The 23,101-nt window shown below is 39.5% G+C and carries 20 protein-coding genes and 2 tRNA genes; 2 read left to right on the top strand and 20 right to left on the bottom strand.

Annotation, left to right across the window (positions count from 1 at the left end):
* Positions 1–16 precede the first annotated feature (16 nt).
* From ACYVM0_RS15910 to hemA, 19 genes are all read right to left on the bottom strand, one after another.
* A tRNA-Cys gene (locus ACYVM0_RS15910) sits at positions 17–89 on the bottom strand.
* Between the two features lie 26 nt (positions 90–115).
* On the bottom strand, positions 116–1,324 hold the full coding sequence (locus ACYVM0_RS15905) for a sterol desaturase family protein (RefSeq protein ID WP_460558440.1): 1,209 nt from the start codon (positions 1,322–1,324) through the stop codon (positions 116–118).
* Between the two features lie 10 nt (positions 1,325–1,334).
* On the bottom strand, positions 1,335–1,586 hold the full coding sequence (locus tag ACYVM0_RS15900) for a carboxypeptidase-like regulatory domain-containing protein (protein ID WP_460558438.1): 252 nt from the start codon (positions 1,584–1,586) through the stop codon (positions 1,335–1,337).
* A 158-nt stretch (positions 1,587–1,744) separates the two neighbouring features.
* Positions 1,745–2,635 carry an aldo/keto reductase gene (locus ACYVM0_RS15895; protein ID WP_460558436.1) on the bottom strand — a complete coding sequence of 297 codons (891 nt, stop codon included), beginning with the start codon at positions 2,633–2,635 and terminating at the stop codon, positions 1,745–1,747.
* A gap of 48 nt (positions 2,636–2,683) precedes the next feature.
* Positions 2,684–3,451 carry a DUF2490 domain-containing protein gene (locus ACYVM0_RS15890; protein WP_460558434.1) on the bottom strand — a complete coding sequence of 256 codons (768 nt, stop codon included), beginning with the start codon at positions 3,449–3,451 and terminating at the stop codon, positions 2,684–2,686.
* A gap of 357 nt (positions 3,452–3,808) precedes the next feature.
* Positions 3,809–3,879 (bottom strand) — tRNA-Cys (locus ACYVM0_RS15885).
* Between the two features lie 74 nt (positions 3,880–3,953).
* Positions 3,954–6,881, bottom strand: a complete 2,928-nt coding sequence (locus ACYVM0_RS15880) for a TonB-dependent receptor domain-containing protein (protein WP_460558432.1) — start codon at positions 6,879–6,881, stop codon at positions 3,954–3,956.
* 337 nt (positions 6,882–7,218) lie between these two features.
* Positions 7,219–7,944, bottom strand: coding sequence for a Fe-Mn family superoxide dismutase (locus ACYVM0_RS15875; RefSeq protein ID WP_460558430.1), 726 nt, complete (start codon positions 7,942–7,944; stop codon positions 7,219–7,221).
* Positions 7,941–9,128 carry a chromate transporter gene (locus ACYVM0_RS15870; protein WP_460558428.1) on the bottom strand — a complete coding sequence of 396 codons (1,188 nt, stop codon included), beginning with the start codon at positions 9,126–9,128 and terminating at the stop codon, positions 7,941–7,943. Before ACYVM0_RS15870 ends, ACYVM0_RS15875 begins: the two co-directional genes overlap by 4 nt.
* A gap of 130 nt (positions 9,129–9,258) precedes the next feature.
* Positions 9,259–10,227 (bottom strand): sulfite exporter TauE/SafE family protein, encoded by a 969-nt coding sequence (locus ACYVM0_RS15865; protein ID WP_460558426.1) that lies wholly within the window; start codon positions 10,225–10,227, stop codon positions 9,259–9,261.
* A gap of 105 nt (positions 10,228–10,332) precedes the next feature.
* Positions 10,333–10,917, bottom strand: coding sequence for a precorrin-2 dehydrogenase/sirohydrochlorin ferrochelatase family protein (locus tag ACYVM0_RS15860; protein WP_460558424.1), 585 nt, complete (start codon positions 10,915–10,917; stop codon positions 10,333–10,335).
* Positions 10,918–10,997: 80 nt separating this feature from the next.
* Positions 10,998–11,993 carry a porphobilinogen synthase gene (gene hemB / locus ACYVM0_RS15855; RefSeq protein ID WP_460558422.1) on the bottom strand — a complete coding sequence of 332 codons (996 nt, stop codon included), beginning with the start codon at positions 11,991–11,993 and terminating at the stop codon, positions 10,998–11,000.
* Between the two features lie 226 nt (positions 11,994–12,219).
* Entirely contained in the window at positions 12,220–13,506 is a 1,287-nt protein-coding gene (gene hemL, locus ACYVM0_RS15850) for a glutamate-1-semialdehyde 2,1-aminomutase (RefSeq protein ID WP_460558420.1), read from the bottom strand.
* Between the two features lie 71 nt (positions 13,507–13,577).
* Positions 13,578–14,555, bottom strand: coding sequence for a porphobilinogen synthase (hemB, locus tag ACYVM0_RS15845; RefSeq protein ID WP_460558418.1), 978 nt, complete (start codon positions 14,553–14,555; stop codon positions 13,578–13,580).
* Between the two features lie 62 nt (positions 14,556–14,617).
* Positions 14,618–15,610, bottom strand: a complete 993-nt coding sequence (gene hemF / locus ACYVM0_RS15840; RefSeq protein WP_460558416.1) for a coproporphyrinogen III oxidase — start codon at positions 15,608–15,610, stop codon at positions 14,618–14,620.
* A gap of 95 nt (positions 15,611–15,705) precedes the next feature.
* On the bottom strand, positions 15,706–16,737 hold the full coding sequence (hemE, locus tag ACYVM0_RS15835) for a uroporphyrinogen decarboxylase (RefSeq protein WP_460558414.1): 1,032 nt from the start codon (positions 16,735–16,737) through the stop codon (positions 15,706–15,708).
* A 92-nt stretch (positions 16,738–16,829) separates the two neighbouring features.
* Entirely contained in the window at positions 16,830–17,531 is a 702-nt protein-coding gene (locus tag ACYVM0_RS15830) for a uroporphyrinogen-III synthase (RefSeq protein WP_460558412.1), read from the bottom strand.
* Positions 17,518–18,489 (bottom strand): hydroxymethylbilane synthase, encoded by a 972-nt coding sequence (hemC, locus tag ACYVM0_RS15825; RefSeq protein ID WP_460558410.1) that lies wholly within the window; start codon positions 18,487–18,489, stop codon positions 17,518–17,520. The genes ACYVM0_RS15830 and hemC overlap by 14 nt, the downstream gene beginning before the upstream one ends.
* A 5-nt stretch (positions 18,490–18,494) precedes the next feature.
* Positions 18,495–19,718, bottom strand: a complete 1,224-nt coding sequence (gene hemA, locus ACYVM0_RS15820; RefSeq protein WP_460558408.1) for a glutamyl-tRNA reductase — start codon at positions 19,716–19,718, stop codon at positions 18,495–18,497.
* A 266-nt stretch (positions 19,719–19,984) separates the two neighbouring features.
* Here hemA and hemH point away from each other — a divergent pair, with 266 nt between their 5' ends.
* Positions 19,985–21,028 (top strand): ferrochelatase, encoded by a 1,044-nt coding sequence (gene hemH, locus ACYVM0_RS15815; protein ID WP_460558406.1) that lies wholly within the window; start codon positions 19,985–19,987, stop codon positions 21,026–21,028.
* Between the two features lie 97 nt (positions 21,029–21,125).
* Entirely contained in the window at positions 21,126–21,656 is a 531-nt protein-coding gene (locus ACYVM0_RS15810; RefSeq protein WP_460558404.1) for a CopD family protein, read from the top strand.
* Between the two features lie 9 nt (positions 21,657–21,665).
* Here the strand turns inward: ACYVM0_RS15810 and hemN are convergent, their stop codons facing one another.
* Positions 21,666–23,033: an oxygen-independent coproporphyrinogen III oxidase gene (gene hemN, locus ACYVM0_RS15805; RefSeq protein WP_460558402.1), complete on the bottom strand. Its 1,368-nt coding sequence runs from the start codon at positions 23,031–23,033 to the stop codon at positions 21,666–21,668.
* Positions 23,034–23,101: the final 68 nt, after the last annotated feature.

The raw sequence follows: 23,101 nt of genomic DNA, 5'->3' as shown, positions 1-23,101 counted from the left end.
AATTTTAGTGTACCTGACGCCGTGGGTGGATTCGAACCACCGTAAAAAGGTTTTGCAGACCAATACCTGTCCAGCTCGGTCACACGGCTGTGCCTGGAAGCGGAGCTTCCAGGTACTATTTTAATACATACCTGTAATAATTTTTTTGCAACGTATTGTAATACGAAATGATCATCGCCAGCACAAAAATGATAACTGCTGTTTTTATTTGCCAGTAACTGGCAGAATAAAAAGGTAAATAAAATAAAACAGCCAGCCTGATATATTCCATATAAAATACCCAGCGTTTTTGTTCCATGATAGCACCACAGTTGATCAGTGTTAATACAGTTACTAAGGCAAAAGCAATTTTAATATTTAGCGAAGCATACTGCTCCAGTAAAATAAAAATGGAAAGGCTGATGAGTAAAACGATCATTTGCCAAACCACATATTTATTCAAGGGTTTATCAATGGAAACCTGGTTCTGGTGTATATTAAAGATCGCTTGAGCTTTTTTACGTAATGCCGGATCTACTTTATCCGGCTTTCCAAATAAGATTTTTATTTTTTCTTTAAAGCCATAGGCATTTTTTATCGCCAGCCACAGTTCAATAAAAAAATGAAAATGCTGCCAGAGAAAACTATACGTATTTAAAGGCTTGGTGAGGCCATAAACAGGTTCTTCTTCTTCCTTTACAAAAGTGCCAAAGAGTTTATCCCAGATGATGAGTACATCGCCATAATTTTTATCAAGGTATTTTTCATTGCAGGCATGATGTACCCGATGATGCGAAGGTGTTACTAAAATATATTCTAAAATACCAAGCTTTCCTATCAAACGGGTATGAATAAAAAAAGGGTAGAGGCCATGCACGAGGAGTATGGCGGTTATCATGCCTGCATTAAAACCTAACAAAGGTAATACCAGCCAAAAGCCATGACGAAAAATAGCTTGCAATACTGTGATACGTGCCGATACGGTTAAATTATAATCTTCGCTCTGGTGGTGTACAATATGCGCCATCCAGAAAAGATTGATCTCATGCCCCAGGCGATGATACCAATACCAGATAAAATCAGTAGCAATAAATAAAAGTATCCACACGAATACGCCGGACTGAATGTGAAAGAGCCCGTATTTTTTCTGCACGGTATCGTACACAAAATAAAATACACCGGCTACAAAAACATCAGCCAGCCTTTCGGCAATGCCAATACTGATATTGGCAATAGAATTATGCAGGTTAAAATAATGGAGGCCTTTCTTTTTTGCAATACTGTATTCCAGCAAAATAAAACCTACAAATAAAGGGATGGCAAAACCAAGGATGTTGAGGTGCATGCGATGAATTTTATTTTTCCTTTAATTTAATAACAAGCTTTTGTGTGGTACTGGAAATGGTTAGTTTATAACTCTCGTAATTTTTATGGCAAACAATTAAGGTGATGGGCAATGGCATCCAGGTAGCAATTTTAAATTCTCCTTCTTCGGTGGTGATCGTTTCCTCAATTCTTGGAACAAAGTATACCTGTGCTCCTCCTACAGGAATATTGGTGTTGCAAATCACTTTCCCTTCTATAATGGATGGTAAAAGCTGCTGCATATTGTTATAGGATAAAATCATGATCAGAAAAAAATAATACTGCTGTAAATGTAGGTAATTTAAATAGTCTATCAAAATTATAGACTATTTAAATACAGTTTTAACAATTTAGTTTTTATAATAAAAATTTAATCCATTTTTAATCTAAAGCAAAATAATTATTCGCCTTTGGAAGCGGCGTATAACTCGTACCAGTCCTGGCGATCGAGGTCAATAGAAAAAGCATTGACGATATTTCTTATCCGCTGTTCATTAGTAGTACCAATGATAGGGAGTGCACCTAATTTTATTAACCAGGCAACAGCAGTAGATTCTACATTGGCATCATATTTTTTACCGATATCCTCCAGTTTTTGTTGTACCCTTATGGCCAATTTATCTGTGCCTGTTTCAATTCTGCCGCCGGCCAGCGGTGCAGAAACCAGGGGACGCATGTATTTCTGCTTGATATAATCCAGTTGCCCGTTATCCAATGCAACAGTATTCAATAAATTTAATTCGATATGATTGGTTACAATAGGTGTTCTTAAATAAGAGGCTAATAACTGGTGCTGAAAAACTGTAAAGTTAGCTACGCCGATATTTTTTATTTTACCAGAGCTTCTCAATTGATCTAGTTGTAAAGCGGTTTCTTCCAAATTTGAAATGGGATCTAAATGATCTAAAAGAAAAATATCAATGTAATCAGTTTTCAATTTCCGTAAAGAATTATCAACGCTTTGCAGGATATGTTCTTTTGACGTATTGTAATGCTTGATACGGATATCGGGATTACCCGGATTAGGGATATTCAATCCGCATTTGGTAAACAATACAATATCTTCTCTTTTAAAAGATTTCTGCGCCAGTACTTTTCCAAATACTTCTTCGCTTTTCCAGGAGCCATATACATCGGCATGATCAAAGGTATTGATGCCTAATTCCAAACAGAGGTTCACAATTTTTTCCATTGTGGCAGCGGTATTATCTACTTCTGCACTCCACCTCCAGAAACCGTAAATGGCGGGAGAAACTTTTGGGCCTGCGTCGCTTAAATATATTTTTTCCATACTGTTATTTTTTGTTTTCTAAGTTAAGTACAAATTGTTGAATTACTATTACGGCTTCTTATTCCTGGCATCAATGTTCTGAAAGAAGAATACTCTTGCTGCATTAATACTTTTATATTTATTGCCTGCAGCTAATTGCTGAAATACATTCATATATCCAAATTGCAGGTTGCTGGTTTCATTTACCTGGTATTTTAAACCGAGAAAGAAACGATTCTGATCAAAATAATTATTTACAATTTGTTTGCCGAAATTAATATGTACTTCATCATTTGTTATGAACGACCAGGCTTTTGGTACCACAGCTTTGCTACTCAGCGGTATTTCGTACCAGAAGTTATAACGCAGCTTCCAGCCAAAACCATAACCATCGGCTAAAGTGGAATCATTTAAGATTTTGCGCTTGTATTTTTCTTCCAGCCTGAACCACTGCATCATTCTTTTTTTACCATATTTGGTATGCCATTGAATTTGTTGCCAGGGGCGGTGTTCTGCCTGTGATATTTGTTTATGATTATCACCGGGATAATTGGTTACATAAGCATAACCCAGGGTGAATTTTGTAGCATCATTGATATAATAAGTCAAGCCCAATCTTATAATGCTCTGCGAAAAATTATTTACAAAATCTTCTTTGGTTCTTAAATGCAGATCTGTCCACAAACCAAGCTTATTACTAAAACGTGTTTGATTAAAATAACCCAGCCATACCTGGTTTAATTTTTCAGTTTGTTTGGTTTGTGCGGTACTGTGATTACAAAAAAATAATGCGGCACAGCACACATAAATTTTAAAAGCCAATAATCTTCTTTTCATCAATGCTATTGTTTTGTTGAACTGCAAATTATTTCTTTGTAAGTGAATCTATGTTTTTTTAATCCTTTTTTAATTTGCAGGAGGCTGTTCTAAACAACTCCTGCAAGGTGCTTCCGGGTAAATTTTGACGCTCTGAGTGGATTCGAACCACCCTCTGTGATTTATGAGATCACTCAGCCTCCTACGGCCAGAGCTGTGTAAGGGCATTCCTAAGAATAGGATTGCCGGTTAACGATTGTGCTATGCTCTAAATAATCGTTTTAGTTTAGTGTGTTGTACCTGGAAGCTCCGGCTTCCAGGTTTTATTTTTAATACTTTTTCAATTTACCGGAAGCCGGAGCTTCCGGCTACAATTTGACGCCCCGGTTGGATTCGAACCAACGTAAAAGATTTTGCAGATCCTGGCCTGTCCGCTTGGCTACGGGGCTGTAAGTAAAGCCCCCTTAAGAATAAGGGCGCTTTAACGATTGCTTGCTATGCTATATGAAAAAAGGTTAGTGTTTTATTTGTTTAATAAACCATCAACAGTAATGGCGGCATAATATAAAGCACCAATGGTTGGGCCACCTGCATATTGAATATGCCTGTTGTTTAAAATATCGGTGCCGCCTAATTTTATGGTAGATTTTATTTTAGGTAAACGATAAGTCACCTGGGCATCAATATTATTAATGGCCTCAACATTGCCTGTTACCAGCGGACTTTCCCATAAGAAACTATCCTGCCATTTCCATACAATATTAAAACCGATATTTCTTGTAATGGCCCTGTTACCAAAAGAAATGTTACTGGTAAACTTTGGTGTATTAAAACCGGTTACAAACAGATCAGGTGTACTGTTGCCTTTGATATTATTGTAGTTAACATTACCGGAGATGGTAAAGGTTTTATAAAAATTATACGTTACACCTAACGAAGAACCATAAGTAGTGTATTTGTTTTTTGCATTGGTGTATACCCGGTACCGCTCCTGGCCTTTGCTGGCTGCATTACCACCGCTTGCAGTGGTGGCATCCCTGTTCCTGTCTATCATGGCAATGGTTGCCGCATCTGAACCAACAGTTTCTCCAATGGGAACATATACCTGTACCTGTCCGAGAAAACCATCATAAATATTGGCATAGGCATCTACATCAATAAATACTTTATTGTTATCCAGTACAGCTTTATAACCTACTTCATAAGAGTTGATACCTTCGGGACGGCCATCAGGTAAATTTGCCACCTGCAATAAATTTTTGTTGGCTATTGCTGCAGCATCTGTATTGCCGGCAGCCTTTACCGCTGCATTAAATACGGCAACAGAGGATTGTGTGTAACTGTTTTCCCTGTAACCTAAACCTTCGTTGATAACGGGTAAGATGCCCACACGCTTTACCCTGCCGTTATTTACATAAGACAAAGCTTCAAATAAAGCAGGGAAGCGATAGCCTTGCTGAAAAGTAAACCTGAAATTATGCCTTTCATTGGCAGTATAAACTGCAGCTATGCGTGGGGTTAGTTTAGCAGTAAATTCAGGATTGTAATCCGCACGCAGTGATCCCCATAATTTTAATTTTTCGTTGAAGAAAGTTTTAGTGGCCTGTACAAAACCGCCGATCTTTTTATAGTAGGTGTCTTTTCCAAAAGTACCATCCGGTAAAACCGTATTTCTTTCTGCGATCGGGCGGGTGAAGTCAACAAAATTATTGCCATCCGGTATCAGTGCATACAAACGGGCGTCGCCACCTACCAGTAAATTAAAATACTTTACCTGTTGGGTAAGGTCTAACTGACCTTCGATATGATACAAATTACTTTTTTGAATTAATGCTGCACCACCGGTTACAGGTGCATTTGGGATAGTACTGGATTTAATATCCCAGTTGTTAATTTTAATTATGGAATCTTTTACAATATTGAATCTTTGAGTGCCCGGTTCCACACGGCCCAGGTCGGCCTGCTGGCGGGCATACGCTGTTGCTGCTGCAAGATTAGCAGAGGTTAAGCTTCCGCCATGATCAACTGCGTAACCATTTAAGGCCGCCTTATATTTAGCGCCCCATACGCTTGCGCTCCCCCCGGTATACAGATCTAAATTATCTGCCAATGGTTTTACGTTGTAAGAATCGCCGGTGTTTTCATTGGTGGTGTAAGCTTTAATGGTAAAACCTTTACCTTTTAATTCCAGTTGATGATTTTGCACCACAACATTATCCAGTTTTACTTTATTGCCTCTTTGAAAAACACCATCCATTTTGCCAATGCGATAGGTATAAGTGAGCTGTGTGTTTTTGGTAAATTTATAAACGAGTGCGGCATCAAATTTCAGGTTGTCTACTTTGGGATCAACCAGGTCTTTTTCCCAATAGCCGGTACGGGCAACCGTTAGTGTCCTGTTGGCGGTGCCATCAATGTTTAATCCTGTTACAGAAACCGTGTTGCTTCCTGCCAAGGCATCATCACCATATTTATTCCAGCCATCAAATGCAATATTGCCGGCGCCATCAAGTGAAGGGTAGGCAGGGTTAGCAGTATTTTTGTTATTAGGATTTTGGTCGGTTTGTGTATTGGATATCCAGTCAACGCCTTGTAAATAGCTGCCGTTTATTTTAAATGCAAATTTATTTTTAAAAGCTTTGGCATAACGGAATGCCGTTTCGGTTAATAAGCTTGTACTGTGGTCTGTACCATCAACATGGTTTACACCGGTGCGTTGAAATACGCTTAATCCCTGCGTGGTAAATGGATTTTTTGTAATCAGGTTCGCCATACCGTTAATAGCATTCATGCCATATAAAGCCGATGCGGCGCCAGGTGTTACTTCAATGCTTTGAATATCTAATTCAGTGGGGCCAATAGCATTACCTAATGGCACACCCAATGTTGCCGCCTGCATATCTATCCCATCCACCAGTTGCATAAAACGAAAGTTATTGGGAATATTAAAGCCTCTTGTATTGGGTACTTTAAATGTTATTGAGGAGGTGGTAAGCTGTACACCTTTTACATTACCTAATGCATCATAAAAAGATGCCGCAGGTGTTTCTTTCAATGCTTTCAGGTCAAGCTTTTCAATGCTTACGGGTGATTTTAGTATTTTTTCTGAAGTACGGCTTGCGGTTACCACCACCTCATTGGCTAAAAAAGTCTGACTGGTTAATTGGATCGCCAGTTTGGTATTGGTACTTTTTACTTCCAGCTCCTGCGGTGCAAAACCGATGGAAGAGATAACAATAGTAAAAGGCAATTTCTGGTTGATCACCAGGGAGAATTTACCGGTAGAATCGCTGCTGGTGCCAATGGAAGTACCTTTTATTGCTACACTTGCCCCTGCAAGACCCTCGTGGTTTTCGCCCACCACACGGCCGCTTAAAATTAAAGCACCGTTCAATTGAGCTATGGTAAAGAGCGGCAATGCTGTAAATAGAAATGCTATAATTTTTTTCATGTTCATTTTATTGGTTTTGGTTGCATGTAATTTGCCTGGATAACTATGCTTTTCGGTGAACAGTCTTCGGGCTCATTGCATGTTGTTTTGATATATAAGTTGATAATAAAGTCTATAAAAATAGTAGACTAATTGGATAAAAAAGTTTAAATCATCCGGAATCGCATTCGATAGCAACATCGGTGCAGGGGTGGAAGTGCATGCATAGTAAAGTCAGTCTGTTTCATCAAAATATTTATTTGATTGCAAAGATAAGGGGATTTTTATTAGTCCACCAAAATTATAGACTTTAATTTTGAAAATATTTTCACTAATGAAAATAGCAGAAAAAATAAGATTACTTTGTTATTTTAATAGCAGTATTTAAACGCTGTGCAGCATTATCCCAGTTGATGATATTAAAAAGTGCATCAACAAAATCGGTGCGTTTATTTTTGTATTTTAAATAATAGGCATGTTCCCACACATCAATTACCAATAGTGGTATAGCACCCCATTGTGTAAGTTTTTCGTGGTTTTCGCATTGTAAAACAGTAAGGCTGTCGCTGTAAGGCTGGTAAGCCAGAATGCCCCAGCCATTGCCGTCTACATTTTTTGATGTTTCGGCTATCAGGCCTTTTAATTTATCATAACTGCCAAAATTTTTTTCTATGCGCTTTAGCAGGTCGCCATTGGGATCAGTTTTTTTATTGGTGAGATTGGTCCAGAAAATGGAATGCAATACATGAGAGGAAAAATGATAAGATAATTTTTTTGTCCAGTAATCTACTGTTTCCAGGTTATTGTCATCCATGGCTTTCTTTATCATTTGCAGATCTTTATTAGCCCCCTTTACTGCACCACCGTGATGAAAAGTATAATGCAGGTGCATGGTTTCGGCATCCATATAGGGCTCTAAAAAATTTTCGTTGTAAGGTAGTGGCTGCATGATGTAATTGCCATTGGCATCCACTAATTTATCAATATCGTTATCAGTTAAATTTTTTGCAAAGGCGTTAGTGCTACCCAATAAACCGGCAGCGCCGGTAATAGCGCCTGCTTTTAAAAAACTTTTCCTGTTCATATAGCTAGTTTTAAAATAATACCAATAATTGCAGCTACAAGAATGATATAGGGCTCCTGTAGTTTCTTAATGTAAATTAAGGAAAATACGGTTGCTGTTGCAATCAAAATAGTTGGTATATCTGCAGTTGTTGAAGCACCAATAAAAATACTTCTTCCTGCAATAACAAATACAGCTCCCGCCAACGCCCCAACCACAGCTGCGGTGATACCTTCCACAAATGCTTTTACCGGTTTATTCTTTGCAATTTTATGAAAATACGGGGCAGGGATAACGGTGAATAAATAGCAAGGTAAAAAAGTGGCCAGTGCTGCTACGCAAGCTCCCGGAAAACCGGCAATAAGATAACCAATAAAACCAACTGTAATTACTACCGGCCCGGGAGTGATCATGGCAACGGCAACAGCATCAATAAACTGTTGTTCGGTAAGCCAATGATTTTCGGTAACCACGCCGCTATGCAAAAAAGGTACAATGGCAAGGCCGCTGCCAAAAACAAAAGCGCCGGCTTTGGTAAAGAAGACAGCAATCTTCTGCAAGGTGGAAAATTGAAAATCCCAAAAGCCGATTTGCAGTAATACGAATGAGTTAGCTAATTTACCCGCAGAAAATCCGGGAGGCGCTTTTACCAGCATGTACAATAACCCGGCACCAATAAACAATAAAATGTTTTCATTTTCAGTGACGAAAGTTATCACAGCGGCAGCAACAAAAAATAACCATAATAACCAGTTTGTTTTAAAAGAATGCAGGTTGAATTTGCCGATTGATTTTATAGTAAGTTTATAAGAACTCATGATGATAATGCCGATCACCGCAGCACCCACACCATAAAATACAGCATTCATCCAGCGCAGGCCGCCAAATAGTTTATAGGCAATACCCAACAATACCACCATGATGAAAGAAGGTAATACAAATGCCAGTCCTACTAAAGTTGCACCTAAGATACGGTAATGCACAAAACCTAAATAAATGCCTAATTGAGCTGCTAATGGTCCCGGTGCTAATTGTGCTAAAGCAAGGCCTTGTTTATATTCGTCTTCTGAGATCCATTTTTTATTTTCTACTAAATCTTTATGCATGTAACCTACTAATGCTACGGGGCCACCAAAGCCGGTACTGCCTAGTTTTAGAAAATATTTTACCAATGATGATAAGGAGTAGGAAGGTTTTGGTTGCATGATAGTATTTTATAAACTGCACCAATCTACAATTCAATAAAAACTCTATAGTGATATGTAGTTGGAATTCATTTCAGCAATAAAAGATCGTCTGACAAATTTGTATAAGGAGCAAAGCGCTTCTTTGTTACTACTTTAAAAATATCGCCCTGTAAATGGTAATCAATCCGCAAATGATTACTACCACACCTACTGCAACAAACATTTTTTTTGTGGGCAATTTTGCAGTGAGCATAGCAGAAAATGGCGCCGTAACAATACCTCCAATGAGCAAACCTGCCACAACATTCCAGTGTGAGATGCCAATGGTAAAAATAAAAGTGACTGCACTGGCTACAGTAAGGATACATTTTGCAACAGTTGAACTGCCGATTACAAACCTTGGGGTATGGCCATTTTTTATAAATGTACCGGTAACCAGCGGGCCCCAGCCACCACCACCAAAAGAATCGATAAAGCCACCAATTAAACCCAGTACAGTGATATTGCTTTTTTTCTTTTGCTGGTTGATGGTTTTCTTTTTAAAAGCATTCTGTAAAATTTTTATGCCCAGGTAAATAGTATATGCAGCAATAAAAGGTTTGGTAACCTTGGCATATTTTTCTCCCACATAAGTTAATAACAAGGCGCCAATTACTGCGCCGATAATTGCTGGAATGGCCAGTGCTTTTACCAGTTTTTTATTTACGTTGCCCAGTTGCCAATGACTGAAAGAGCCTGCAGCACTGGTAAATGCTTCGGCAGAATGTATACTGGCACTTACTACAGGTGGGGGCACATTTAATATTAACAGCAAGGAAGTACAGATAACGCCATAGCCCATGCCCATGGAACCAGCAACGATCTCTGCGCCAAAACCTACCAAAAGCATCCAGTAAAACCGGTAATGATCCTGTTGCAATGTCAATTGCAGATCAGTCAGCTGTTCAGCAGATAAAAAAAGATAGGTAGATAGCAGTAGCAGCAAAATAATAAATATCGCCACCATGTATTTATTGATCACTTTTCTCCTGGAAGAAGAAAGTTCCTGTTCTGCTGCCACCACTTCTTTGGAAAGGGTGATCTCTTCTATTGTTTCTTCCGGTGTATGGTTAGACATGTGTACTGCTGCTGTAAATGATATGGCTGGGCCAGAAAATGATGAAGTGTAAAAGTAAGCAAAAATATTAATCTATCAAATTAGTGGACTATTATTACAAAAAAATTACTTTTTATCCGTAAGGCCCCTGGTAAGCTCGTTAAGCTGTTTTACTTTTTCGGTGAAATCGCCACTCATTTTATTGCGGATATTCTGCATATTGTCTAATAACGCATCTATTTCATCCGGCAAGGTCTCATTTAAAACCTCTTTTACCCTTTTTGCAATGGTGGGTGATTTGCCATTGGTGCTGATAGCAATTTTTAAATTCCCTTTTTTTACCACTGAGCTTAAATAGAAATCACATAGCTCCGGTTTATCCGCTGCATTCACTAATATCTTTTTGCTTTTGGCATCTTCAGCAACCTGCCTGCTTACAACAGGATCGTTGATGGCAGCAATAATGATATCATGGCCACTAAGGTCATCAATATGGTATGGTTTTTCCACTAAGCTGATATTTGGATATTGCGCAGCCACATTTTTTATTGCATCACTTACCTGGGTTGCAACGATAGTGATTTTTGTTGCCGGCGAATTACTGAGTACCGCCTCTAATTTTTCCATGCCCACATAACCGCCGCCAACGATCAGCAATCGCAGGTTTTCTAATTTTAAAAAAACAGGAAATAAGTTGTTACTGTTTTGCATACACTAAATTATTTAGGAAAACATAGCCGCACCTTATTGGCTACAATTTTCTGAATTTTTCCCTGGCGGAACCAGGGGCTTTAGTACTCAATTTTTTCAATCCATTTTTTGGCATGCCTTGCCGCATAAGAGATAATGATATTGGCACCGCCACGTTTTAAAGCTGTCCATACTTCAATATGTGCTTTATCTCTTTCGATAATATTATTTTGTGCCAGCAATTCTATACTCTGGTATTCGCCACTTACATGGTAAGCCGCCAGCGGATGTTTTATCGTATTGCTTAATTCATGTATCACATCAAGATAGGGTAATGCAGGTTTTACCATTATAATATCAGCCCCTTCTTCAATATCCCTTAATGCAGAAAGTATGGCATCGTTTTTATTAAAGGCAGATGCCTGGTAAGTCTTCCTGTCGTGAAGATTGCAATTATTGCCTGGTGTGGATTTACAGGCATCCCTGAACGGCCCGTAAAATTGCGAACTGAATTTTGCAGCATAACTCATGATGCTGGTATCATCAAATTGGTTTTCGTTTAACGTTTCTCTTATCGCACCAATTCTTCCATCCATCATATCGCTGGGCGCAATACAATCGGCACCGGCTTTTACAACCTGCAATGCATATTTTGATAATTCTATTACTGATTCCGTATTCAACACTTTATCACGACTGGCATTTAAAATACCGCAATGGCCATGACTGGTATAGGCACATAAACAAAGGTCTGCAGCAATCCACACCGTGTTGCCAAATTTTTTCTTTATTTCACGAATGGCATTAATAATAAAATGATAATCAAAATTGGAAACACTTTTTTTTGCCGGTACCGGGAAAAGTAAAAATTTACTGATACCATTCTCCAGGTCTTTTTCAATTTGTAATAATGCAGATTGAATGGTATCGGAGTTGATTTCATGTAATGTTTCAACAGGTGTTGGTGCACTTATTGTTTCATCTAAAAATAAAGGCTGGATGAATTCTTTATGGTTCAGCTGAATGGAGGTAGCTAATTCACGGATATGCTGGTTAGCCCTTATCCTGCGGCGGTTGTTATAGTACAAATCGTTCAAGAGTTTTTCTGTTGTTTAGATTTTCCGGTCAGGATATATGACGCCAAAAACAATTGCTGCGTTGCAATTTTCTTTAAGCACATAGCCCTTCCCTTGCTAATATACCACTATAATTTACAAAATTCAGCGGGAATACAAAAATACAGATTTACTACCAGCAGGGCAGGCTGGTACAGCATTAATATACTTTCACCGGCAGTATTTTAATGTATAGGTATTCAAATGATCAGCTGATTTCCCCCAGGCTTTCTTTTGTTTTGAGGATGGTTTCGTCTAAATCGGTGTAAGTGAGTGCATTATTCAGGAACCAGCTTTCAAAGGCAGACGGAGGCAGGTAAACACCTCTTTTCAGCATGGCGTGAAAATATTTTTTAAACATTTCGTTATTGGCTGCTGCTGCAGTTGCAAAATCAGTAACTGCATGATCGCTGAAGTGAATACTGATCATAGAACCAAACTGGTTGATGACATAAGGTTGTCCCCAGGCTTTTAAAACTTTATCTAAACCATTTTTTAAATAGATGGTTTTTTCTTCCAGCTCTGTATAAATAGCGGGATTGTTTTTTAATTCCGTGAGCATCGTAAAACCTGCTATCATGGCAATGGGATTACCACTTAATGTGCCCGCCTGGTAAACATTACCCAGCGGTGCAATATGCTGCATGATGGCGGCTTTACCGCCAAATGCACCCACCGGCATACCGCCGCCGATTACTTTTCCGTACGTAACCAGGTCTGCTTTGATATTTAATTTTTGTTGAGCGCCACCGGCAGCTAATCTAAAACCGGTCATCACTTCATCTAAAATGAAAACAATATTTTCTTCATCGCAAATTGTTCTCAGCGCTTCTAAAAATCCCGGTGCCGGTAAAATGCAACCCATATTGCCTGCAACAGGTTCCACAATGATGGCTGCAATTTCATTTTTATTTTGGGCCACTAATTTTTTTACTGCATCAATATCATTGTAGGGTGCAGTTAAGGTGTCATTGGCCACACCTGCAGTAACGCCGGGTACTGTTTGAATATTAAATGTTGCCACACCGCTGCCGGCCTTTACTAAAAACGAGTCTGCGTGACCGTGATAATGCCCTTCAAATTTGATGAATTTATTTCTGCCCGTATAACCTCTTGCCAAACGTAACGCACTCATACAGGCCTCTGTACCACTGCTCACCATGCGTATCATATCCACATTGGGTACCATGCTGATAATGAGTTCGGCCATTTCAATTTCCAATTCTGTTGGTGCACCAAAAGATGTGGAACCCAAAGCTTTTTCCTGTATAGCTTTTACCACAGGTTCATAGGCATGGCCTAATATCATTGGCCCCCATGAAGCGATATAGTCGATGTATTTATTACCATCGGCATCATATAAATAAGCGCCTTTTGCATTGGTCATAAACACTGGTGTGCCACCTACGCTTTTAAATGCACGTACCGGAGAGTTTACTCCGCCCGGGATAGATTTTTTTGCTCTTTCGAATAGCTGCTTACTTTTTTCGTACATGGGTTTTATTTTAACCACAAAGGCACAAAGTTTCACTAAGAATTCTTTGTGCTATTTTGTGTCTTCGTGTTTTAGTGGTTTAAAATTCTTACTGCATCTTTTGCAAAATACGTCGCAATCAGGTCTGCACCTGCTCTTTTAAACGAAGTTAATGTTTCCAGGATCGCTTTGTCTTCATCAATCCATCCCATTTTAGCCGCAGCTTTTATCATGGCATATTCGCCGCTGATATTGTATACACTAACAGGAACGGTTACCGCATTTTTTACTTCCCTTACAATATCAAGATAAGGTAATCCTGGTTTTACCATTACAATATCTGCACCTTCTTCCACATCCATCAACGCCTCTTTCACTGCTTCAATACGATTGCTGTAATCCATCTGGTAGGTTTTTTTATCGCCAAAGCCCGGCGCACTATCCAGTGCATCACGGAAGGGGCCATAAAAACAAGAAGCATATTTGGCACTATACGCCATGATGCCGGTATTGATAAAATTATTTTCTTCCAATGCTTTTCTTATAGCGCCAATACGGCCATCCATCATATCGCTGGGTGCAACAAAATCGGCACCGGCCTGGGCATGGCTTACACTCATTTGTGCCAATACTTCCACCGTAGGGTCGTTTACAATTTGCCCGTTTTCTACAATGCCATCATGCCCGTAAGAAGAAAACGGGTCCAGTGCCACATCCGTCATCACCAGCATTTCGGGTACGGCATCTTTGATCGCTTTGATACTTCTTTGCATTAAACCATTGGGGTTTATCGCTTCTGTTCCTTTATTGTCTTTTAATTCGTCTTTAGATTTTACAAAGAGTAACACAGATTTGATACCCATGCTCCACAACGCTTTTACTTCCTTAACAGTATTATCTATGCTAAAGCGAAAGTAATTGGGCATGGAAGCAATTTCCTGGGTTATATTTTCGCCTTCGGTAATAAATAGCGGAACGATAAAATCGTTGGGCGTAAGTATAGTTTCAGCTACCATTGAACGAATAGCTGGCGATTGACGTAAAATGCGATTTCTTCTTTGCAGATACATAATTATTTTTTATAGTCGTTTCTAATCAACCGCCGACGGGGCTGTTAGCCGCCTTCGGAGTTTTAGCAAGAGTTCGATCTTTTTGCCCATTCATTTTTTTCTTCTTCACTGATTATTGCTAGCCAGTCTTTAGGATGCAGGCAGGCTTCCTGCATTTTATATTCTTCTGTTCCGTAAGCAGGCTGATAATTATATTCAAAACGTACAGTGGGGGGTAAGCTCATCAAAATACTTTCGGTACGGCCATTGGTTTTTAATCCAAACAAAGTACCCCGGTCGTGTACTAAATTAAATTCTACATAACGGCCTCTCCGTATTTCCTGCCAGTGTTTATTTTCCGGCGTGTAAGGCATTCCTTTTCTTTTTTCAACAATAGGAACGTAGGCTTTAATAAAACCTTGTCCGCATGCTTTGGCAAGGTTCATCCAGAAATGTACATCCTGTTTTTCAGTTGGCCGCTGGTGGTCATAAAATATTCCCCCAATACCTCTTCTTTCTTCATTGCGGTGATGGTTTACAAAATAATCATCACAGGTTTTTTTAAACTGCGGGTAGAATGCAGGGTCGGATGCATCGCAGGCATCTTTATAGGTCTGATGAAAATACCGGGCATCTTCTTCAAATAAATAATACGGTGTAAGGTCCGTGCCACCACCAAACCAGCGGTCTGCAAGGTTATCATTTTCGTCGTACAATTCAAACATCCTGTAGTTGCAATGCACAGTCGGCACAAAGGGATTTAACGGATGTATCACAATACTTATTCCTGCTGCAAACCATTTGCTGCTGTTAATACCTAAATGCTGGCGCATTTTTTCCGTCACATGTCCGTACACCACCGATGTATTTACGCCACCTTTTTCAAATACATTGCCGTTCTGTATCACTTTGGTTAATCCGCCGCCGCCTTTTCCTTCTGCACGCTGCCATTCATCTTCAATAAATGTTGCTTTACCGTCAACTGCTTCCAAAGCGCTGCAGATATCATGCTGTAGATGATAAATAAATTCAATCCACTGCCCACGTAGTTCGGCTGTTTCGGTTTTGTGTGTCATAGTCGTGAGTTGTGAGACGTCAGTTGTGAGTGGTGAGACGTTAATTGGAGAGCCTTTAATCATTGGAGACCCATTCACGTTTCACCATTCACGTTTCACGCCTTATATTCTTTTACTGCATCTACAAATGCTTTTGCATGATCAACCGGAACGTTCGGTGTAATGCCATGGCCTAAATTAGCAATGTAATTCTGAATGCCAAAGGCATCGATCATTTCTTTTACTGCTTTTTTAATATCCGGTATTGGTGCCAGCAATTTTGCAGGATCAAAATTACCCTGGATCGTGATCTTGTTACCGGTCAGTTCTCTTGCCATTTGCGGCGACACACACCAGTCGATGCCAATACCTGCCGCATTGCTTTCACTCAAATCTTTCAATGCATACCAGCTGCCTTTAGGAAATAAAATCACCGGGGCATCATCTTTTAATGCATCTGCAATTTGTAATAAATAAGGTTGTGCAAATATTTTAAAATCTGCAGGGCTTAAAGATCCTGCCCAGCTATCAAAAACCTGTACTGTATCGGCACCGGCTTTTACCTGTGCTTTTAAATAAGCAATAGTGATGGTAGTTATTTTTTGTAATAAGGCATGCGCCAGTTCAGTTTGTGTATAGGCAAATTGTTTGGCTTTGTCCCAGGTTTTGCTGCCTTTGCCTTCAATCATGTAACATAAAATGGTCCAGGGTGCGCCGGCAAAACCAATTAATGGTACACGGCCATTCAATTCTTTTTTAGTGAGGCTTAATGCATTCATCACATAGCTTAAACTTTCTTCGGCACCGGTGGTAATCAATGCATCAATGTCTGCTTTTGTTTTAATGGTCTTTGGCAGGGAGGGACCTTTGCCTTCTTCCATCAATACTTCCAGGCCCATCGCCTGCGGTATCACTAAAATATCAGAAAAGATGATGGCGGCATCAACGCCTACCTGGTCTACAGGTTGCAATGTAATAGCAGTTGCCAGTTCCGGTGTTTGCACCCGGGTAAAGAAATCATATTTATCCCTCAGCTTGATATAATCAGGCAAATACCGTCCTGCCTGGCGCATCATCCATACAGGCGGGCGCTCAACAGTTTCTTTTCTTAAGGCTCTTAATAACAGGTCGTTCTTTAGTTGTGTCATAATGTGAGTTGTGAATCGTGAGGCGTGAGTGGTGAATCGTCAGCGAAAAGTCTTCTATTGCAGACTGCCACTCACGACTGACGATTCACCACTCACGTAAAATATTCCATCATCTTCTGCACCAGGTTTTCTTTTCCCGGCGCATCGCTGATGATGATTTTATTATTAGTAAATTTTTTTATTGCTGTTGCTGTTGTATTACCAATGGCAAACAAAATTGTTTGATCCGGAATTTTATTATTGCTGAAAAAACTTTCTACCGCACTGGGACTAAAAAAAAGTATACCATGGTAAACTGTAGTAATTTTATGTGGTACAGCTATAGTTTGATAGACAGTGATTTCATTTACTTCAATATCATTTTGCTGCAGTATGCCTGGTAACTCATCCCTGCGCTGATCGCCGCAAAAGAAAATGACTTCATCAATAAATCGGTCTTCGGTAATTACATTGGCTAATTCGGCAGCAGAATTGGCTGTGCCTGCAATACTTTCTTTACCGAAATATTCCTCCACCAGTTTATGAGTAGTAGTACCAATGCAATAAATATTCCAATCGGGTTGCTGTTCATCTTTCCAGGCAGCCACAGCTTCTACTGCATTCATGCTGGTAAAAACTACGGTGGAAGATAAAAGCAATGCCTGTTCAATTTCCTGTTGTACTTCCGTTGTTTGTACAGGTTCGGTTTCAATAAAAGATAATTCATCAATAGCAATGCCTTTGGCAGCTGCCTCTTTAACCAAAATTGTATCTAATGGCCTGGTGCATAGTATAGCAATCTTATTTTGTTGCATTGCGGATGTCGTCGGCAATTTTTTGTCCCCCGTTGGCCAGTAAATATTCAGCAGCAGTTTTTCCAAGGCCGGCTGCCCCGGCAACAGGAACAGTTTTTTCAACCGCTACTTTTTCTTTGCCATCTACAGATAAAATATTGCCTTTAAAAATTATAGTATCATTTTTTACTTGTGCCAATGCACTGATAGGGGTTGAGCAGCCGCCCAATAATATCCTTAAAAAATCTCTTTCTATTTTAGTGCAGATAGCGGTATTGTTATCGTTAAAATGATTGCAGGCTTCCGAACAAAAATCATCGCTTTCCCTGCATACCACCATGATAGCGCCTTGTGCAGGTGCCGGCAACATCCAATCCAATTCAATGCTGTTAGTGGGGCGTAGATTGATTCTTTCTAACCCTGCTGCCGCAAAGATGGCGCCATGCCAGTTACTTTCTGCAACTTTTCTTAACCGTGTATTTACATTGCCACGCAAATTTTCCAGTATATGATCGGGAAAACGGTTGAGCCATTGTGCTTTTCTCCTGATACTGCTGGTTGCTATCGTGAGTGGTGAGTGGTGTGTGGTGAGTAAGGCTTCAAAATCTGAAGGGTCATTGACGATTGACGATTGACGATTGACGTATACAGGGTCTTTGTATACCAGCAAGTCTTTGTATGAGGCTCTTTCTAAAACCGCTGCCTGCACAACGCCTCTGGCTAATTGTGTGGGCACGTCTTTCATGGAGTGAACGGCAATATCAATTTTATTGGTGAGTAAGGCAATATCTAAACTCTTTGTAAAAATGCCCTGCACGCCCATCTCATATAAGGGTGTCTGCAGGTCGATATCGCCCTCGCTTTTAATATAGACTAACTCTGATTGAAAATTATTTTGTGCCAGTAATTGCTGCACCCTGGTTGCCTGCCAAACAGCTAACTGGCTTTCTCTCGTTCCGATACGAATGATTTTGCCCATCTGTTTTAGTTTGTGCCCGTAGCAATATATTCATTAATAGCAGCAATATAGCAACAGCCCTTTTGGTTATGGCTGCGCATTTGTATAGCCATGCCATTTACTACTTTCTGAATTTTAGTTGCTGTACCTGTGCTTGTATAAGTAGTGGTGTTCTGTCTTGCAATGTAATCAATATACAAATTACAGTTGTGCATGGCGTGTAATTTGTTTTTTATGGATTTTAAAGCGGGAACATTTTTACGCATCTCATGCCATTCTAAAAATTCAAATATCTGTTCTTTAATGATATCCTGTGCTTTTGGTACTTCCGCTTCTCTTTTATGCAAAGTGGCATCTTTAATTTTAGAGAGGTCATCTACGTTCACAAAACTGATATTACTTAATTGTTGTGCTTCAGTGGCCACATTGCAGGGAATAGAAAGATCAATAATAATTTTATTGCCCTGGTTTAAAACATGCGAAGCCAGGATTACCGGCTCTGCACTATTAGTGGCTACCAAAATAATATCTGCACTGGCAATATTATGGTCCAGTTCTTCCACCGGTGCATATTGCAATCCTAATTCGCCGGCCAGTTCTGCTGCTTTTGATTCGGTGCGGTTGATGAGGGTGATATTCCTTGTTTCCAGGTAATCCACCAGGTTCTTACAGGTATTGCGGCCTATCTTTCCTGTTCCTATCAATACAATTTTTTTACCGGAAATATCAGCAACATTTTCTTTGATGAATTGAATGGCAGCAAAGGAAACAGAAACCGTTCCGCCGCTTAACCCGGTATTGGTCTTAATTAATTTAGACGCCTGTAAAACCGCATTGATCATCCTGTCTGAATAAGCGCCTATAAAATTGCGTTCTCTGGCAAACTTAACAGCCAGTTTTAACTGGCCTAATATTTCGTAATCACCTAATATCTGAGAATCCAGCCCGGCGGCTACATCAAACAAATGTTGTATGGCAGCTTTGCCATTTTTTATGTAGGCTATTTGTGTAAAGGTTTCAACACTACCTTCTGTTTGAGTACATAATAACCGGCAAAGATCAGCGGCGTTTTCTGTAAAGCCATAAATTTCAGTACGGTTACAGGTAGAAATAACAAATAATTCGTTCAGGTTAAAGGAAGGCGCTAAACTAAGGATATTGGCATATTGATCAGTACTGATAGCGAACTGCCCCCGTAATGCAGCGTCTGTTTTTTTGTAGTTGATACCAGCTACAAAAAAGGTTGACATGTCTTTTGGTAAATGATCGGGCATTTAAAATTCGATTGCTTTTTTTAACAACACAAAAATACTTTCGATCGTTGGTGTAAACTAATTTCTTTGTCATTGCATTGTCATTTTGCTTCCTGATTGTAATCAGTTGCGTTTCTGAGTAAAGTCATATACGGAGAAGATACAATCGGTGCTGTATGAATTGTAATTTAGCGCAACAAAAATCTGACTGCACATTGAACTTTTACCGGGTGTAGTGGTTACTTTTGATATAATTTTTTTCTATGGCAATTAAAAGAGGTATTGTATTAATGAATCTTGGCTCGCCGGATTCCACATCAGTTAAAGATGTAAGGCGTTATTTAAATGAATTTTTAATGGACGGTAAGGTGATTGATGTGCCTTACCTGTTGCGCCTGTTATTGGTAAAGGGCATCATCGTGCCGTTCAGGGCACCAAAATCTGCTGAGGCTTATGCTACCATCTGGACAAAAGAAGGTTCGCCACTGGTGGTATTGACCGAACAGTTGCAACAACAGCTGCAGCAACATGTGGAAGAACCGGTTGAAATTGCCATGCGCTACGGCAATCCCGATCCTGCAACCGCATTTGATAATTTAATGAAACGCCAGCCCGGATTGGAAGAGGTAATTGCAGTACCGCTCTATCCCCATTATGCCATGGCCTCTTATGAAACAGCGGTGGACTATGCTATTGATATTCATAAAAAAAATAAATACCCTTTCAAGCTTAGTTTTATAAAACCGTTTTTTGACGAAGCAGATTATATCAGGGCGATGGCAGAAAATATACGGCCCTATCTGAATGAAGCATACGATCATATTCTATTCAGCTATCACGGCATACCAGAAAGGCATCTTAAAAAAACTGACCCTACGCATTCGCATTGTATGATGGTAAATGATTGCTGCAATGTGGCATCACCAGCACATAGCAAATGTTATCGTCATCAATGTTTTGTTACTACTAAACTTATTACGGATGCATTACACATTCCTAAAGAAAAATTCAGCATCTCTTTTCAATCAAGATTAGGCAAAGGATGGTTAACACCTTTTACTGATATCCGTTTGGAAGAAATGCCGAAGGAGGGCATTAAAAAATTACTTATTCTTTGCCCGGCTTTTGTGAGCGATTGTTTAGAAACACTGGAAGAAATTGAAGAACGGGGAAAGGAAAGTTTTATGAAAGCAGGAGGCGAATCGTACAAAATGATCCCCTGCTTAAATACTAACCCGTTGTGGGTGGAAACATTGGATAAATGGGTGAAGGAAATTAATACCGGAAACAGGGAGATGATATTGTGAGGCGTGAGTGGTGAGACGTGAATGGTGAATGTTCGTAAGGATATGAATCATCAGCTATGAGCCATGAACCAAAACAACAAAATGAAAAAATCTTTTAATGCCTTATAATTATATCAAAGCGCTGCATATTATTTTTATCGTTACCTGGTTTAGCGGTATGTTTTATATTGTAAGGTTATTTATTTACAATACCGAAGCAGGAGAGAAGGAAGGCATTGAAAAAGCAATTCTACAAAAGCAATTTTCCATCATGATAAAACGGCTGTGGATGGGGATTACCTGGCCGTCGGCAATTCTTACTATTATTTTCGGAGGCTGGATTGTATCTACTTACGCGGTAATTCCGCAATGGCTCTGGATAAAACTGGGTTTTGTTGCAGGTTTGTATGCCTATCATTTTACATTGCAAAAAATTTATGCCGACCAGATGAAAGGCCTGTTCCGGTATACTTCCAATCAATTAAGGGTGTGGAATGAAGTAGCAACTATTTTTTTAATTGCCATTGTAATGATCGTAACCGTAAAAGATAATATGAGCTGGTTATGGGGACTTATCGGGCTGGTTTTATTTACCGTAGTGTTAATGAGTGCGATTAAGATTTATAAGATCATCAGGTTAAAAAAATAAGCAATGCGCTTAAATAGCTTTGCTGAATCTTGGTGTTGCTGTGGCTGCCTGGTTGCGCAATAAATGAAGGTCAAAAGCTTTGCAGATATTCCTGATAAAATTATAGCCTAAAGCTGTTACGGTTGCGCCTTCTTCGTTCCATTGCACTAATTCATCTGCCTCCAGTTTTTCCAGTTCGGGAAAACTGAATTGCCTTAGCAAAGGAAGGTGTTCTTTTTTAAAAATCGTTTTGCCTTTGCAGCTGATATCTAAAATGTATTGTTTAAAATCCACATCTTCTTCGTTTAAAAAATAGCCCCGCTTTACAGGTAATTCATTACGTTCAATGCCGGCATAGTAATCATGCAATGTTTTTTCGTTTTGTGCATAAGCTACGCCTGCATCACTGATGCTGGAAACACCCAACCCTAATAATAATTTGGTGTGCTGCGTGGTATAGCCCATAAAGTTCCTGTGCAGGCGGCCTTCTAATTTTGCAATGTACAAATCATCAGATGGCAATGCAAAATGATCCATACCAATATCATGGTATCCATTTTCTGTAAGTAATTTTTTACCGAGCTGATACAGTTTCATTTTATCATCTGTCGAAGGCAGGTCTTTCTCATCAAATAATCTTTGTCCGCGGCTCGTCCAGGGTACATGCGCATAACTGTAAAATGCAATACGGTCGGGTTGGATAGCAATCGTTTGCTCAATTGTTTTTTGTAAACTGGCAATAGTTTGCAGGGGCAAACCATATATCAAATCAAAGTTCACCGATTTAAAACCCACAGCTCTTGCTGCATCAGTTGCCTTTTGTACGTTTTCAACGGGCTGAATTCTGTTGATGATCTGTTGTACTTTGGGATCATTATCCTGTACGCCATAACTCACCCTGCTGAAACCAAGATCATACAAAGTTTGCAAATGTTCTCTTGTAGTATTATTGGGATGCCCTTCAATACTAAATTCATGACCAGGTGCAATGACCGATTTTTCAAAAATGATATGTAGTAAACGGCTTAAATTTTCCGGTGTAAAAAATGTAGGCGTACCACCACCTAAATGTAACTCCCGTATTACCGGCGGTTCCTTCATCAGTTGCAGGTACAATGCCCATTCTTTTGCAATCACCTGTATATAATCTTCTTCCACACTATGGTTGGTGGTTATTTTTTTATTGCATCCGCAATAGGTACATAAAGATTCACAAAAAGGCAGATGAATATATAGACTGATGCCTTCTTTTTTATTGTGCAGGTTAAATTGCTGTTGAAAAATATGTTGCCATTGTGCCGCATCAATACCATCTTTCCAAAACGGAACTGTAGGATAACTGGTGTACCTGGGCACAGGCACATTGTACTTATTCAATAGAGAAGATTCAATAGTCATAGTCTTGTTTTGTCGGTACAAATCTATTGGTTACCACAAAAAAACGGGCTGATTTGCATCAGCCCGGC

It is taken from the genome of Ferruginibacter profundus, assembly GCF_054783275.1.
This window is presented reverse-complemented; position numbering and strand designations above follow the sequence as displayed.